Consider the following 14538-nt stretch of genomic DNA (forward strand, 5'->3'; position numbering starts at 1 on the left):
GTGACGCGCCTGCCGCAACCACGCACGGCCCGGGCGCGGTCGTGTCCGGAGTGACGAGCGATGGAGTGAGGGAGCGAGCGACGAGGGAAGCGCGCCGGTTATCAGCGCCCTCGCCGCGACGCGCCAGCGTCGCCATGGGCAGGAGGAGTGGAGGGCGCGGCCTTGAGGGCGCCCGGGCCCCGCGCGAGCGGAGCGAGCGCCATGAGCACAGCGAGCGCCATAAACACAGCTCAGACTTTGATCACCTTCGTCAGGGGGCGTTCGGGGGTGTGGTCGGGGAGGAACCAGCGGAACCAGATGCGGCCGCGTTCGTGGCCTGCGGTGGAGACCCAGTTGGGCATGCCGGGGTCGGTGGCGGAGATCACGATGCGCCAGGAGCCGTCCGGCTCGTACTCCACCTGCCCGCCGTTGATGGTCACCCGCTCCCACGCGTAGTCGTACGTGTGCTGGAACGGGTTCCACAGGCACATGTTCCAGAAGGCGCACTCCGGCGAGCGCCCCTCGATCAGCAGCGCCTCCCCCGGCCGCAGGTCGAAGGACCCCATCGCGTACGCCGCGTCGCCCGCCGCCCACCCGAAGGTCGTGGTGGGCACCGGGTAGGGCTCGGCGACGTCGTTCTCCTCCACCAGCGGCAGCACCAGCGTGGACTGCTCGCGCAGCCAGGTGAGCGCCGCCGTGAACCGACGGGCGAGGTCGGCGTCGGTCTCCCTGGGCGGGTCGTCGGGCGCGTCCAGGCACTCGATGCTCCAGGTGGCCCGGCGGCCGGTCTCCGGGGACACGAGGTAGTCGCGGGTGATCGCGCACACCACGTCGGATTCGAGGCGCAGCCAGTTGGCGGCGCTGTCCTGCGGCGGGTCGTCGGGCGAGAGGATCAGCTCGAAGGAGCCGTCCGCGCCGAAGCGCAGGGTCCGGTCGTTGGCGGTGGCGACGATCCGTTCGGCGTAGCGGCCGTCGTCGGGCCCGCCGTACAGGGTGAGCGACATGTACGCGGCGTCGGCGCGCTGCCCGGTGATCAGGTACGTGCGCTCCGGGTCCAGCGGCGTGAAGCAGAAGTAGGCGTCGGCGTTGTCGCCGCCCCACTTGGCGTACGGCCAGACGATGTCGGTGAAGCGCGGCCGGTGCGGATGCGCCCATACCTGTGTGTCGAGCGCCACGCGCAGCAGCGAGAACGCCCAGGCGCGGCCTTCGGCCTTGGTGCGTTCGTCGAAGGCCGGGTCGGAGGAAACGCCCTGTTCGATGCGTGCCAGCTCGGCGAGGATCTCGTGGAAGACTGCGGAGCTGTCCGGGACGCCTGCGGTGCGGAGCGCGCTCATGGGGCCAATATTGGCATACGGGCACCTCCGCCAACATCCCTTGACAACCCCGCTATAGATCCATTCGGCGGGCCGTTCAGCGGCTGCGCGCGGACCGGCTGCCGCGCCGGTCGCGGACCGCGATGCTCACCCCGAGCAGCACGCTGACCAGGATCAACGCCGCCCCCACCAGCCGCCGGGAGGGCGTCGAGTCGTCCGGTGGGGGACCGCCGCCGAAGTAGACGGGGCCGGAGGGCGGCCCGCCGGGGCGAATCGCCGGTGATCGCGCGTTCGCCGGACTTTGTGTGAATTCGGGCTCATCTGCATCCCGGGCGTGTCCGTTACCCATAGGCGTCAGCAGCCCCCCGGTGACCCGGCGTCTGGCGTATCGCCCGGCCTGTTCCAGCGCGAGGTCCGCGCGGACCACGCCGTGCCCGTACGCCGAGTCGTGACCGGCGGCGGGGCGGCGCGCGGTCCCGCGTTCCACCGCCCGGCGCACCTGCGCGGGGGACAGCTCCGGGTACCGCGCGCGGACCAGCGACACGACGCCCGCGACCATGGCCGCCGCCGAACTGGTGCCGTCGCCCACCACGTAGGAGTCGGGGCCGTCCGCGCTGACGATCCGCGCCCCCGGCGCGACCACCGAGAGGTACTCCTGACGGTTGGAGAACCGGGGCACCCGCAGCGACTCGTCCACCGCGCCCACCGCGATCACCCCGGGGTAGGCGGCCGGGAAGTTCTTCCTGTTGCCGCTCGCGCCGTCGTTGCCGGAGGAGGCGACCAGCACCACGCCCTGGTCGATCGCGTACTGGACGGCCTCCTCCTCGGCGGCCGAGCCCTCCCAGGTGCCGCTGCCGCCGCCGAGCGACATGCTGATCACGTCGGCCCCGTGGTCGGTGGCGTAGCGGATGCCCTTGGCCAGCGCGTTGGTGCCGCGCCCGGCGAGGCGTTTGCGCTGCGGGTCGTCGTTCTCCAGGGTGACCCGCACGGACAGCACCCGCGCCTCGGGGGCGACGCCGAGCACGCCGCTCGCGTCGCGGTCGCCGTGCCCGCGCCCGGCGATCAGGCTGGCCATCGAGGTGCCGTGGTGGCCGGAGTAGCGCGACGCGCCCCGGCCGCCGGTGAAGTCGGGGCCCACGGTGACCGCGCCCGCGAGGTCGGGGTGGCGGGGATCGACGCCGGTGTCGAGGACCGCGACCAGTACGCCCTCGCCGCGGGTGTGCCGCCAGGCTTCGGCCGCGCGTAACGCGGTGAGCGGCCACTGTTTGGCGCGTGCCGCCGTACCGACGTCGTCGGCGCGGACCGGGGTGTCCGGCACGGCCGCGACCAGGGCGGGCAGCGCGAACAGCGCCGCCGCCAGGGCGATCGGCGCGGGCGGGCGGAGCGGCCTCACCGGGTGAGGTCCCGGTGCAGGGTGACGGCCAGCTCACGGGCCAGCCGGGGCAGCCGGCCGTCGATGGGGGAGCCCGCGGTGTACGGGCGGCCGTCGGCGTAACCGGCCGAGGTGAGCACCACGTAACGGTGTTCGCCCGCGGCCAGCGCCCCCGCGATGTACTGGCGTTCGCCGAACCCCTCCGCCGCGCCGCCCGCGAAGCCCGCCGGGCGGACCGTGGACGGGCGCAGCCGGGGCCGCCCCGACCGCTGCGTGGCGAGCCGCCGCGCGACCCGCGAGGACGCCTCCGCCGCCGAGTCGGACAGCACCGCGATCCCGGCCGTGGCGACGTAGGTCTGCGTGCTGTCGGAGTAGGTCGCGCGCAGCGTGGTCAGGCAGCCGAGCCGGCTCAGCGCCTTGGCCGCGGCCGGTTGCAGCGCCCGCGCGCAGGGGGCCTCCGCGGCGACCCCGGTCAGCCGGTAGCGGACGGTGGCCCCCGACGGGCTGGTGCCCGGCAGCGTGGCGGGGAAGATGCGCGCGGCGGGCCAGGAACGCCAGCGGTCGGCCACCGGGGCGCCGGTGCCGCTGTGCGCGGGCGGCCAGGAGTGCGCGATCAGGCCGACCGCCGCGGCGAGGACGACGGGCAGTGTGTACGGCCTGCGGAGGAACGCCCACACCGGCCACGGGCGGCGTTTGCGGTGTGCGCCGCGGCGACGTGTGTCACGTGCTTCGGTCAAGAGCGCCCTCGCCAAAACGGATCAGGCCGCGGCTCACGGGCCCGCTCCCCGATCATCCGCTGGTGCCGGCCTCATTCTGACATGCGAGCGCGCGCCGACGCGGCGTATCGGTGAACAAACCGATACCCAGGGTAGTGAGATTGGGCCCGCAATTTGGGGCGGGCATTACCGGGTCCCGCCCGGCCCCTTGCCCGCGGGCGCGGCCACCAAGTCTGTACAACCCCCATGAAGGCCCGCAAATTGCCGACTACGATGGCTGCGGGCCGCGCGCTCGTGACGTGACCGTCGCGGGCCCGACCGAGGAGGACAGTATGGACACTGCGCCGGTGGACGGTGACAGTGACACCCCCGATGACGCTCCCGAAGAAGCACAGATCATTGACGGGCTCAGCGAACGCGACCGCGACATCCTGGCCTTCGAGCGCCAGTGGTGGCGCTACGCGGGCGCCAAGGAACAGGCGATCCGCGAGGCTTTCGGATTCTCCGCCACCCGCTACTACCAGCTCCTCGGCGAGCTGGTCGAGCGCCAGGAGGCGCTGGCCCACGACCCGATGCTGATCAAGCGGCTGCGCCGGCTGCGCGCCGCCAGGCAGCGCGAGCGGGCCGCCCGCCGGCTCGGCATGCGTCCGTGACGGTCCGGGTAAGGGAAGCGGATGAGCGACCAACCTGAGGCCCCGTCCGCGGAGCTGCCGTGGCCGCGTACGGCCGCGGGGTCCGTGGGGCTCGACAAGATCCTGGCCGATCCCTCCGGCGCGGTCGTCGGGCTCGACTTCGACGGCACGCTGTCGCCGATCGTGGCCGACCCCGCCGCCGCCCGCGTGCATCCCGCCGCCCCCGGCGTGCTCGCCACCCTGGGCGCGGCCGTGGGCACCGTCCTGGTCCTGACCGGCCGCCCGGCGGCCTCCGTGATCGAGTACGGCGGCGGCGCGGACGCCGCGCTGGCCGACGTGCCGGGGCTGGTCGTGCTCGGGCAGTACGGCGTGGAGCGCTGGGAGGCCGGGGAGCTGGCCTCGCCGCCGCCGCCGGCGGGCGTGGCGGCGGTCCGTGCCGCGCTGCCGGAGGTCCTGGCCGCGGCCGGGGTGCCGGACGCCTGGGTCGAGGACAAGGGCAGGGCGCTGGCCGTGCACACGCGCCGCACCGCCGACCCGGCCGCCGCGTTCGCGGCGCTGACCGAGCCGCTCGCCGCGCTCGCCGCCCGGCACGACCTGATCGTCGAGCCGGGGCGGCTGGTCCTGGAGCTGCGCCCACCTGGCACGGACAAGGGCGACGCGCTGTCCGCCTTCCTGGCCGAGCGGTCCGCCCGCTCGGTGATGTACGTCGGCGACGACCTGGGCGACCTGGCCGCCTTCGACGCGGTACGCCAGTCCGGCCTGCCCGGCGTGACCGTGTGCAGCGGCTCGGCCGAGGTCACCGCGCTGAGCGAGCGCGCCGACATCATCGTGGACGGCCCCGACGGCGTGGTGGCGCTGCTGCGGGCGCTGGCCGGGGCGGTCAGCCGTCCAGGGCGTCGAGCTGCTGACTGAACCACGCGGCGGGCGGCAGCGCGGTCGCCGCCTCGCGCAGCCGTTCGCCCCTGCGCGCGCGTTCCTCCTCCGGCATCGTCAGGCCCTCGTGCAGGGCCCGTGCGGTGCCGGAGACGTCGTAGGGGTTGACCAGGATCGCGTCCCGGCCCAGCTCGGCCGCCGCGCCCGCCTCACGGGAGAGCACCAGCGCCGAGCGCGGTGACAGGATCGGGCCCTCCTTGGCCACCAGGTTCATCCCGTCGCGGATGGGGTTGACCAGCAGCACGTCGGCCATCCGGTAGGCGGCCAGCGAGCGCGGGTAGTCGTCGTGGACGTTGAGGATCAGCGGGTCCCAGTCCTCGGTGGCGTAGTCGTCCTCGATCTCCTTGGCGCAGCGCTGCACCGCCGCGGTGTACTCCCGGTACTCCGGCAGGTCGTGCCGCGACGGGTAGGCGAAGGCCAGATGGACGACCCGGCCGTGCCACTCCGGGTGCTGCGCCAGGAACTCCCGGTAGGACAGCAGGCCGCGCACGATGTTCTTGGACAGCTCGGTGCGGTCGATCCGGACGATCAGCCGGCAGCCCCCGACCCGCTGGCGCAGCGCGGCCATGTGCGACTCGACGTCCGGCTCCAGCGCCCGCGCCCACAGGGCCTCGCCGTCCACGCCGAGCCCGTGCACGCCGATCTTGGTCGTCCGGCCCTGGTGGACGACGGTACGACGGGCGCGGTCCACCCGCGCCCCGAGCACGACCTCGCAGCAGTCCATGAACGCCGCCGCCCACCGCTCGGTCAGGAACCCCGCGTGGTCGGCCCCCAGGATGCCGGACAGCACCTCGATCCCCACGTCGTCGGGCAGCAGCGCGAAGTACTCGGGCGGGGCCCACGGCGTGTGCGAGAAGTGCGCGATCCGCACGTCGGGGCGTTCGCCGCGGAGCATCGCGGGGGCCAGCGTGAGGTGGTAGTCCTGGATCATCACCCGCGCGCCCGGCCCGGCCTGCTCGGCGAGCGCCAGCGCGAACGCCGCGTTGTAGGACTGGTAGGACTCCCACTCGCGGCGGAACCTGCCGTCGAAGTGCGGCTTGTTGGGCGTGTCGTAGAGCAGGTGGTTGACGAACCACAGGGTCGAGTTGGCGACCGCGTTGTAGGCCCGGTGGAAGGTCGCGGGCGGGATGTCCAGCATGCGCAGCGGGCCGGTGTCGTATCCGGCGCGGTCCAGGCGTCCGCCGGGCGCCAGGCGTACGGCGGAGCGGTCGCCGTCGGACAGCGCCGCGCACACCCACAGCACGTCCATCTGCTTGACCACCCCGGACAGGCCGGAGACCAGGCCGCCGCCGCCCCTGCGCATGGTCAGCTCGCCGCCCTCGGACAGGGTGAAGGAGACCGGGCCGCGGTTGGAGGCCACCAGGACAGCGTTCAACGTTGGACCACCGTTCCTTCGCCGTGGGACGCTTGCGGGAAGGTTAACCAACCCTGATCCCTGACCATAGGATGTCCAGGACTCACGGCTGATGGGGACCCGAATGGCGCTGGACGAGACGACCGAGCAACTGGCCCGCGCCGCCGCGCAGGGTGACCACCGGGCACTCGGCGAGCTGTTGCGGCGGATCGAGCCCGACGTGCTGCGGCACTGCGGCCGCATCCTTCCTTACCACCAGGACGCCGAGGAGGCGTGCCAGGACACGTTGCTGGCGGTGGCGCGCAACATCGGCCGGTTCGAGGGGCGGGCCCGGTTCAGCACCTGGCTGCACATCGTGACGGCCAACTGCGCGCGCACGACGTACCGCACGCTCAAGCGCCGGGCGGCCGAGCAGAGTTCGGACGAGCTGCCCATGCAGCGTCCGGACGTCCGCAGGGTGAGCGTGATCGCGGGGTCGCGACTTGACCTGCTCGACGCCATGGAGGCCCTGGAGGCCGACAAACCGGACCTCGCGCAGGCGCTGGTGTTACGTGACATCTGCCAGCTCGACTACGCGGAGGTGGCGGAGCAGCTCCAGATCCCGCTCGGCACCGCCAAGTCACGCATCCACCAGGCGCGCAAGTTCGTTCAGGCGGCTCTGGGCGACGCCTACGGAGGCTGACCTCAGCCGGTTTCTGGACGGCGGCCGTCTTGAATGCTGAGATGCTTCGTCACGGATGTCCGGTTGCCGGGTAGAGTGCGAGCGAGCCTGTCCATCAGGCTCGCCAGACTTCACAACTTCATATTGCTCATCCAGAGGGGTGGAGGGACCGGCCCTGCGAAGCCCCGGCAACCTTCCCGGAGATCAGCGCTCGCGACATGGCGAGAGGCCGGCCGGGACAGGTGCCAAATCCGGCCTGTGATCAAGGTGGTCGCAGGCGAAGATGAGGGAAAGGCCTCGCTTCCATGGTGCTCGCGACACACACCAAGCCCGCCACCACCGACTTCGGCGCCGCCGTGGCACTCTCCTGCCGCGAGTGCGGCACCCGCTACGACCTCGGCCCCGACTTCGCCTGTATCGAGTGTTTCGGCCCTCTGGAGGTCGCGTACGAGTTCGGGCCGGTCAGCCGCGAGCAGATCGAGGCCGGGCCGACCAGCGTGTGGCGGTACCGCGCGCTGCTCCCGGTGCCCGCCGACGTGGCGGACAAGCCCAACCTGGCCCCCGGCTGGACCAAGCTGGTGCGGGCCGACCGGCTGGCCGCCGAGCTGGGCCTGCGCTCGCTGCACATCAAGGACGACTCGGGCAATCCCACCCACTCCTTCAAGGACCGTGTGGTGGCCATCGCCGTCGAGGCCGCCCGCAACTTCGGCTTCCACACCCTGTCCTGCTCCTCGACGGGCAACCTCGCGGGCGCGGTCACGGCGGCGGCGGCGCGGGCCGGGCTCGACGCCTGCGTGTTCATTCCCGCCGACCTGGAGCAGGCCAAAGTGGTCATGGGGTCGGTGTACGGCGGCAGGCTCGTCGGCATCGAGGGCACCTACGACGAGGTCAACCGCTTCTGCTCGGAGCTGATCGGCGACCCGCTGGGCGACAAGTGGGGATTCGTCAACGTCAACCTGCGGCCCTACTACGCCGAGGGCTCCAAGACCCTCGCCTACGAGATCGCCGAACAGCTCGGGTGGCGGCTGCCCGAGCAGATCGTGATCCCGATCGCCTCCGGCTCGCAGCTCACCAAGATCGACAAGGGCTTCGCCGAGCTGATCAAGCTGGGCCTGGTCGAGGACCGGCCCTACAAGGTCATCGGGGCGCAGGCGGCGGGGTGCGCGCCGGTGGCGACGGCGTTCCGCGCCGGGCATGACGTGATCAAGCCCGTCAAGCCGGACACCATCGCCAAGTCGCTGGCCATCGGCAACCCGGCGGACGCGCCGTACGTGCTGGACATCGTCCGCCGTACCGGCGGGGTGGTGGAGGATGTCACCGACGACCAGATCGTGGACGCGATCCGGCTGCTGGCGCGCACCGAGGGCATCTTCGCCGAGACGGCGGGCGGCGTGACCGTCGGGGTGCTGACCAAGCTGGCCCGCGAGGGCCGCCTCGACCCCGAGGCCGAGACGGTGGTCCTCAACACCGGCGACGGCCTGAAGACCCTCGACGCGGTCGCGGCGCACGCCCGTCCCTCGGCGGTGATCCGCCCGTCTCTCGACGCCTTCCGCGCGACCGTTGCCGAGTGAACCGCATATCTGACGAGAAAGTGAGCCGAAAATGAGCGTTTCCGTGCGTATTCCGACGATTCTGCGCACATACACCGATGGGGCGGCGGAAGTCGGCGGGGAGGGCGCGACGCTGCGCGAGGTCTTCCAGAAGCTGGACGCGGACTACCCGGGCATCGGGGCCCGCATCCTCGACGAATCCGGAAAGATCCGGCGTTTTGTGAACGTGTATGTGGGGGATGAGGACGTCCGTTTCGCGGAGGGCCTGGACACGGCGACGCCCGACGGAGTTCAGGTCTCCGTCATCCCGGCGGTCGCGGGAGGCGCCCGCTGAGGGTGTCCTCAGCGGTACATTTCGGTGTTCGGGGAGGGAGCGGGCGAGAGCCGACAGTACGGCGTCGCTCGCTCCGATACCGAAATGGCATGATTCCCCGGCACTCGGAGCCGACTGCCGTACCTGTGCTTCTACGTGCCTTTTGATGACCCTTTGACGCCTGAGGCCCGCCCTGGGGAGCCTGGAGACGCGGACGCGCCCGGCTCGCGGGCCCAGGCCGGTTGACCGGCGGGGCGGCGGGTAGATCGTTCTTCGTGGCCGAGCCATGCGCGTGCCTCCGCCGAATGTGCCGCCCCGGTATGGGGCCCGCTCTGACCTGCCCGCATGTCGCCGCCATCGCACCTTGCCCCGCTGCGGCCCCACGAGCCTCAAGACGGGCGGTGAGCTCGGCTAAAAGCCCGTCCGGCGCGTGATACCCGCGCCTCGGTAATCGGCACTATTACGGATGTCGGCCCTTGACTGGCACGCCTTCACCACCGGCCGTGGCCGTATTCGGTGCGCCCCGCTCACCATTCCCGCCAGGGCCCGTACCGGGCTTCCGCCCACCGGCGGGCGGGCGGGATTGGCCGTCCCCTGGGCCGGCCGGTGCCGAGGTGACTTGTGGCACGAGGGCTTACCGGCCCTATTGCCCAAGACCCCGGTCGGTCACCTCTGACTCACCTGTCAGACCCGAGTGTGACTGATGGGTATTCGTGTGTTTGCGTACCGCTATTTCCGCACTGCGTCAGAGGTGAGGGTCATTCGCGTTCGGTGCGCCCGGACGCCCGCTCGACACCGCCTCCCGCTCCCGGGAAGCGCCCCGACCTGCTAGGAGACGCCTGGGCCCGCCGGTGGCGGTTACGGAACTCCAACCACTTCATTACATCGGGTGGGGGCCCATAATGGGGCGAGGGGGTTGGGGTGCTGTGTGCGGGTTGTGCGGGAAGCGTCGCAGTCCGTGGAGGGAATGGGGTTATGGCCCCGGAAGTCTCCGCCCGGGGCGCCCCAAGACGGGCGGCTAAGCGGGCACTGTTCCATTCCGTCATAGGTAATGGTGCAAGATTTAACCATAGATTCGATGGAAGAAAATTCTCTCAACAAGCTATGAGCGAACGTCAAGAGTGAGTTTGCGCCCTGACTCTGTTGCTCAATGCCGTCCCACAGGTATGGTCGAGTTCGATCGACGTAGCCGAGTACGAGTAAGAAGTTGGTCTCCCAACTATCCGGGAGTTCCATACTTCCGGCTCTATCTCCGCCTCGGAGATCGCGGGCCGCGCAGAGGAATGGGTGCGGCCCGGAGCCCAGCAAGAGGAGTCGGAAAGTGGCGCAGGGCACCGTCAAGTGGTTCAACGCGGACAAGGGCTACGGCTTCATCGCGGTAGACGGTGGTAAGGATGTGTTTGTCCATTACTCGGCAATCATGATGGACGGTTACCGTTCGTTGGAGCAGGGCCAGCGGGTGGAGTTCGAGATCACCCAGGGGCAGAAGGGGCCCCAGGCTGAGTCCGTCCGGACGGTCTGAGCCGCATAGCCGGCCCGTCGGCGTCGAGGGTGACCCCGAGCCGCCGGGCAGGTGAGGCGGGTCATCCACACGTGGAACGTCTGGTGGGCCGGTGTGTCCGGAAAGCGTGCGGCAGCGCAGTCCGCGCGGTTCCGCCGGATGCCATCGGCCCACCCGAAGGGGCCGGACCTTCCCCTTTCCGCAGTCCGGTCCCTTCCCTTACCGCAAAAACTGCACAATCACACAAACGCACGCCGTATCCAGATCCGCCGGTGGCCGGTGACCCTCACCAGGCCACCGGCGGATCAGCGTTGCGGGCGGCGCGCGGGGGCGGCCCGGAAGGGGTGAGAGATCGGCAGGTCAGCAGGTCACAAGGGTTCGCGCTTGCACTCCCTGGGGTAGAGTGCTAAACAGTTCGTTGGCACTCTCCTGTCGAGAGTGACAAACCGGGATCGAGGCGATGGGGCCTCGCCGACCACGACGTCCGGTGTCGTGCGGAAGCGGGTCCACATGCCGTCGCGGGCGTCGGCTCGATCCGCTGCAAGCCACCCTGTATCTGGGAGGTCTAGCCTTATGGCAGCCAAGATGATCGCGTTTAACGAGGACGCCCGGCGCGGTCTCGAGCGCGGTATGAACCAGCTCGCCGACGCCGTGAAGGTGACCCTTGGGCCCAAGGGCCGCAACGTCGTGCTGGAGAAGAAGTGGGGCGCCCCCACGATCACCAACGACGGTGTCTCGATCGCCAAGGAGATCGAGCTCGAGGACCCGTGGGAGAAGATCGGGGCCGAGCTCGTCAAGGAGGTCGCGAAGAAGACCGACGACGTCGCAGGTGACGGCACCACCACGGCCACCGTGCTCGCCCAGGCGCTGGTGCGCGAGGGGCTGCGCAACGTTGCTGCGGGCGCCAACCCGATGGCTCTGAAGAAGGGCATCGAGGCGGCCGTGGAGCGGGTCAGCGAGGAGCTGTCCAAGCTGGCCAAGGACGTGGAGACCAAGGAGCAGATCGCCTCCACCGCCTCCATCTCCGCCGCCGACCCCGAGATCGGCTCGCTCATCGCCGAGGCGATGGACAAGGTCGGCAAGGAAGGCGTCATCACCGTCGAGGAGAGCAACACCTTCGGGCTGGAGCTTGAGCTCACCGAGGGCATGCGCTTCGACAAGGGCTACGTCTCGGGCTACTTCGTGACCGACCCCGAGCGCATGGAGGCGGTCTTCGAGGACGCCTACATCCTCATCGTCAACTCCAAGATCTCGGCCAACAAGGACCTGCTGCCGCTGCTCGACAAGGTCGTGCAGGCCGGCAAGCCGCTGGTCATCATCGCCGAGGACATCGAGGGCGAGGCCCTGGCCACCCTCGTGGTCAACAAGATCCGTGGCCTGTTCCGCTCCGTCGCGGTCAAGGCGCCGGGCTTCGGTGACCGCCGCAAGGCCATGCTGGGCGACATCGCCACGCTGACCGGCGGCCAGGTGGTCTCCGAGGAGCTGGGCCTGAAGCTGGAGACCGCGGGCCTGGACCTGCTGGGCCGGGCGCGGAAGATCGTGGTGACCAAGGACGAGACCACGATCGTGGACGGCGCCGGTGACGCCGAGCAGATCGCGGGCCGGGTGAACCAGATCCGCGCCGAGATCGACAACACCGACTCCGACTACGACCGCGAGAAGCTGCAGGAGCGGCTGGCCAAGCTGGCCGGCGGCGTTGCGGTGATCAAGGCCGGTGCGGCGACCGAGGTCGAGCTGAAGGAGCGCAAGCACCGCATCGAGGACGCGGTCCGCAACGCCAAGGCGGCCGTGGAAGAGGGCATCGTGCCCGGCGGTGGTGTGGCGCTGCTGCAGGCCGGCACCAAGGCGTTCGAAAAGCTGGAGCTGTCGGGCGATGATGAGGCGACGGGCGCGGCGATCGTGCGCAAGTCGCTTGAGGAGCCGCTGAAGCAGATCGCGGTCAACGCGGGTCTTGAGGGCGGCGTTGTCGTGGAGAAGGTGCGCAACCTGACTCCGGGTGAGGGCCTGAACGCGGCGACGGGTGAGTACGTCAACATGTTCAAGGCGGGCATTCTGGACCCGGCGAAGGTGACCCGTTCGGCGCTGCAGAACGCTGCGTCGATCGCGGCGCTGTTCCTGACCACCGAGGCCGTCATCGCCGAGAAGCCGGAGAAGGAGAAGGCTCCGGCCATGCCGGGCGGCGGCGGCGACATGGACTTCTGAGTCCACGTCACCACAGCGTCACCAGCGCCACCACGGCGCGACAAAGCGGGCGGCTCCCATCGGGGGCCGCCCTCTTCGTGTTCCGGACATCTTCCTGCGGCCTCGAACGGCGGCCCGCGGGCTGGGCAAGGCCGGTTCTGCGGAGGGCAGGGCCGAAGGGGCGTGTGCCAGTGGCCCGTAAACGCTGGGTCTGCACTTGTCCGTGCGGCTGATCGGCCGATCGGGGCCTCGATAGTCTCCCCCGGTCGGACAGCCAGCAGGGGAGCTTTCATGAGCCAGCGAGCGGCGAGGAGGAGACCGTACGGCGGCATCTCCATCGTGGCCGTGCTCATGTTGTTCGCGGCGGGTTCGGGCGTGTCGCCCGAGGCGGGGATGACCTTCCTGCCGCAGGCGACCACGTTCACGGCGCTGGGCGGAGTGGCGCGGGACACCGCGCCGCTTTCGGAGGGGACGGGTGTGGTGGTTCATCCGGTCGGAGATCGGCCGGTCCACGCGCGTCCCGGCGGACCGCCCGTCGCGGTGTTGCCGAGTCTGCAGCTCGGCAACCCGACGTGGGTGCCCGTCGTCCAGACCGTGCCAGGGTGGCTCAGGGTCCTTCTTCCTTCGCGTCCCAACCGCGCGACGGGGTGGATCTCCGGGGCGGGGGGCGGCCTCAAGGTCGCCCGTACCCCCTACCTGGTGAAGGTCGAAAGGGCGGCGCGGCGTTTGACGGTCTACAGGTCCGGGCGGGCGATCGGCCGGTGGACCGTCGGAGTGGGCGCTCCCAAGACGCCCACTCCGCTGGGACGGACCTTCGTGCTCGCGTCGCTGCGCGGGCAGGAAGGGTCCGGCTCGACTGTCATGCCCACGGGAACGCATTCCGCAACGCTGGATTCCTACGGTGGCGGGCCGGGGACCGTTGCGTTCCATGGCTGGCCCGACAAGTCGGTCTTCGGCAGGGCCGTCAGTCACGGGTGCATCCGAGCGCCCGACAGCGCGCTCGAAGCGCTGTCGCGGGTACCGCTCGGCACCGTCGTCATCATCACGCGCTAGGCGTCCGCCGGAGCACCACGCCTGGCCGCATTCGAAATCTGTCACCCACAGGGGGGAAAATGGGTCTCAGCAGACACCTCGTCGGGGCCGCGGCACTCGCCATCGCCGCCGCCTCGACGCTGGTGAGCGCCGCCGCGTCGGCCTCACAGGCGAGCACCGACTCGCCGTCCACCGCCCACGTGCTCTCGGCGAACGGGCCGGTGCACATCAAGCCGATTCCGAGGGTCGAGTCGCCGCAGGGCCAGGCGGCCCGCCGGGTCGTGCTGGGCAGTCACGAAGACCAGCTCATCACCGCCACCGGCCTGCTGGCCACGGCGGACGAGTCCCGCTCCGAGGCCAGCGCGGCGCACATCCGGACGCTGGAGAAGCGGATCACCGCGGACGCCATCAAGTCCACCTGCACGGGCGGCGAAGGGGTCACCACCCTGGCCGGCGCCCGTATCGGGGACCGCCCGATCGAGGCGAACCCCGCGCCCAACACCACCATCCCGGTGGACCTCGGCAAGGCCGGCACCGCTTCGGTCACGCTGAACAAGCAGGTGCGCGGGGCCGACGGCCGGCTGAACGTCACCGGTATGGCGGTGACCGTCCCGGTCAGCGAGGGCAAGTCGCAGACGGTGGACGTCGCCTCTGTCGCGTGCGGCGGCGCGGGCGAGGACGCCGGTTCCATCGACCAGAGCGCCGACAACGGCGACCTGGGCGACCAGAACGACGGCGCCGTGGACGGGGCCCAGGACGGCGACGCGATCGAGCCGGCCGACGTCTCCGACGTGGTGCGGCGGGACAAGGTCGAGGAGGCGGCCCCGGCACCGGTGCCGGCAGAGGTCGACCTCCCGGTCGCCGGCTGATCAACGGTCCGGGACCGCGATAGGCGGGGGCATGGGGAACGACGGCCGGTAGAACTCGTTCCGCAGCCCCCGCCGGCTCGTTTCCGGGGGCCCGTCCAGCCGCTGCTTAGATACGCTAATGTCTCTTAATAA

The 14538-nt window shown here is 70.9% G+C and carries 13 protein-coding genes and 1 riboswitch; of the genes, 9 read left to right on the forward strand and 4 right to left on the reverse strand.

Going from position 1 to position 14538, the window contains the following annotated elements; genetic code table 11:
* Positions 1–230 precede the first annotated feature (230 nt).
* The 3 genes from DP939_RS34545 to DP939_RS34555 form a co-directional block, all read right to left on the reverse strand.
* Positions 231–1313 carry a DUF1214 domain-containing protein gene (locus DP939_RS34545; RefSeq protein ID WP_113985050.1) on the reverse strand — a complete coding sequence of 361 codons (1083 nt, stop codon included), beginning with the start codon at positions 1311–1313 and terminating at the stop codon, positions 231–233.
* Positions 1314–1389: 76 nt separating this feature from the next.
* Positions 1390–2685 (reverse strand): S8 family peptidase, encoded by a 1296-nt coding sequence (locus DP939_RS34550; RefSeq protein ID WP_113985051.1) that lies wholly within the window; start codon positions 2683–2685, stop codon positions 1390–1392.
* Positions 2682–3401 (reverse strand): hypothetical protein, encoded by a 720-nt coding sequence (locus DP939_RS34555; RefSeq protein ID WP_147268244.1) that lies wholly within the window; start codon positions 3399–3401, stop codon positions 2682–2684. The genes DP939_RS34550 and DP939_RS34555 overlap by 4 nt, the downstream gene beginning before the upstream one ends.
* Before the next feature lie 311 nt (positions 3402–3712).
* On the opposite strand from DP939_RS34555, the gene DP939_RS34560 reads away from it, so the two are divergent.
* Together DP939_RS34560 and otsB are read left to right on the forward strand one after the other, a co-directional pair.
* Entirely contained in the window at positions 3713–4033 is a 321-nt protein-coding gene (locus DP939_RS34560; RefSeq protein WP_113985163.1) for a DUF3263 domain-containing protein, read from the forward strand.
* A 21-nt stretch (positions 4034–4054) separates the two neighbouring features.
* The gene (gene otsB, locus DP939_RS34565; protein WP_113985053.1) at positions 4055–4924 is read left to right on the forward strand and encodes a trehalose-phosphatase; all 870 of its coding nucleotides are present in this window, start codon (positions 4055–4057) and stop codon (positions 4922–4924) included.
* On the opposite strand, the gene DP939_RS34570 is transcribed toward otsB, so the two are convergent.
* Entirely contained in the window at positions 4893–6320 is a 1428-nt protein-coding gene (locus tag DP939_RS34570) for an alpha,alpha-trehalose-phosphate synthase (UDP-forming) (RefSeq protein ID WP_113985054.1), read from the reverse strand. The genes otsB and DP939_RS34570 overlap by 32 nt on opposite strands.
* Positions 6321–6423: 103 nt before the next feature.
* Here DP939_RS34570 and DP939_RS34575 point away from each other — a divergent pair, with 103 nt between their 5' ends.
* The 7 genes from DP939_RS34575 (at position 6424) to DP939_RS34605 (ending at position 14406) form a co-directional block, all read left to right on the forward strand.
* Positions 6424–6981 carry an RNA polymerase sigma factor gene (locus DP939_RS34575; RefSeq protein ID WP_111168661.1) on the forward strand — a complete coding sequence of 186 codons (558 nt, stop codon included), beginning with the start codon at positions 6424–6426 and terminating at the stop codon, positions 6979–6981.
* 124 nt (positions 6982–7105) lie between these two features.
* A riboswitch (SAM riboswitch) is annotated at positions 7106–7250 on the forward strand.
* 15 nt (positions 7251–7265) lie between these two features.
* Positions 7266–8531 carry a threonine synthase gene (gene thrC, locus DP939_RS34580; protein WP_113985055.1) on the forward strand — a complete coding sequence of 422 codons (1266 nt, stop codon included), beginning with the start codon at positions 7266–7268 and terminating at the stop codon, positions 8529–8531.
* Between the two features lie 31 nt (positions 8532–8562).
* Positions 8563–8844: a MoaD/ThiS family protein gene (locus DP939_RS34585; protein WP_113985056.1), complete on the forward strand. Its 282-nt coding sequence runs from the start codon at positions 8563–8565 to the stop codon at positions 8842–8844.
* A gap of 1300 nt (positions 8845–10144) precedes the next feature.
* Positions 10145–10345, forward strand: coding sequence for a cold-shock protein (locus tag DP939_RS34590; protein ID WP_106250594.1), 201 nt, complete (start codon positions 10145–10147; stop codon positions 10343–10345).
* Between the two features lie 552 nt (positions 10346–10897).
* Complete coding sequence (gene groL, locus DP939_RS34595; protein WP_113985057.1) at positions 10898–12526, forward strand: chaperonin GroEL; 1629 nt, start codon at positions 10898–10900, stop codon at positions 12524–12526.
* A 270-nt stretch (positions 12527–12796) separates the two neighbouring features.
* Positions 12797–13558: a L,D-transpeptidase gene (locus DP939_RS34600; protein WP_113985058.1), complete on the forward strand. Its 762-nt coding sequence runs from the start codon at positions 12797–12799 to the stop codon at positions 13556–13558.
* 59 nt (positions 13559–13617) lie between these two features.
* Complete coding sequence (locus tag DP939_RS34605) at positions 13618–14406, forward strand: choice-of-anchor P family protein (protein ID WP_113985059.1); 789 nt, start codon at positions 13618–13620, stop codon at positions 14404–14406.
* Positions 14407–14538: the final 132 nt, after the last annotated feature.

Source organism: Spongiactinospora rosea (assembly GCF_003315795.1).
In the GTDB taxonomy this organism is placed as follows: Bacteria; Actinomycetota; Actinomycetes; order Streptosporangiales; family Streptosporangiaceae; genus Spongiactinospora; species Spongiactinospora rosea.

Bases quoted from the DNA above. Each gene is read 5' to 3' on its own strand.
- DP939_RS34545 (WP_113985050.1), bottom strand. From the start codon at position 1,313: ATGAGCGCGCTCCGCACCGCAGGCGTCCCGGACAGCTCCGCAGTCTTC.
- DP939_RS34560 (WP_113985163.1), top strand. From the start codon at position 3,713: ATGGACACTGCGCCGGTGGACGGTGACAGTGACACCCCCGATGACGCT.
- otsB (WP_113985053.1), top strand. From the start codon at position 4,055: ATGAGCGACCAACCTGAGGCCCCGTCCGCGGAGCTGCCGTGGCCGCGT.
- DP939_RS34575 (WP_111168661.1), top strand. From the start codon at position 6,424: ATGGCGCTGGACGAGACGACCGAGCAACTGGCCCGCGCCGCCGCGCAG.
- thrC (WP_113985055.1), top strand. From the start codon at position 7,266: ATGGTGCTCGCGACACACACCAAGCCCGCCACCACCGACTTCGGCGCC.
- DP939_RS34585 (WP_113985056.1), top strand. From the start codon at position 8,563: ATGAGCGTTTCCGTGCGTATTCCGACGATTCTGCGCACATACACCGAT.
- groL (WP_113985057.1), top strand. From the start codon at position 10,898: ATGGCAGCCAAGATGATCGCGTTTAACGAGGACGCCCGGCGCGGTCTC.
- DP939_RS34600 (WP_113985058.1), top strand. From the start codon at position 12,797: ATGAGCCAGCGAGCGGCGAGGAGGAGACCGTACGGCGGCATCTCCATC.
- DP939_RS34605 (WP_113985059.1), top strand. From the start codon at position 13,618: ATGGGTCTCAGCAGACACCTCGTCGGGGCCGCGGCACTCGCCATCGCC.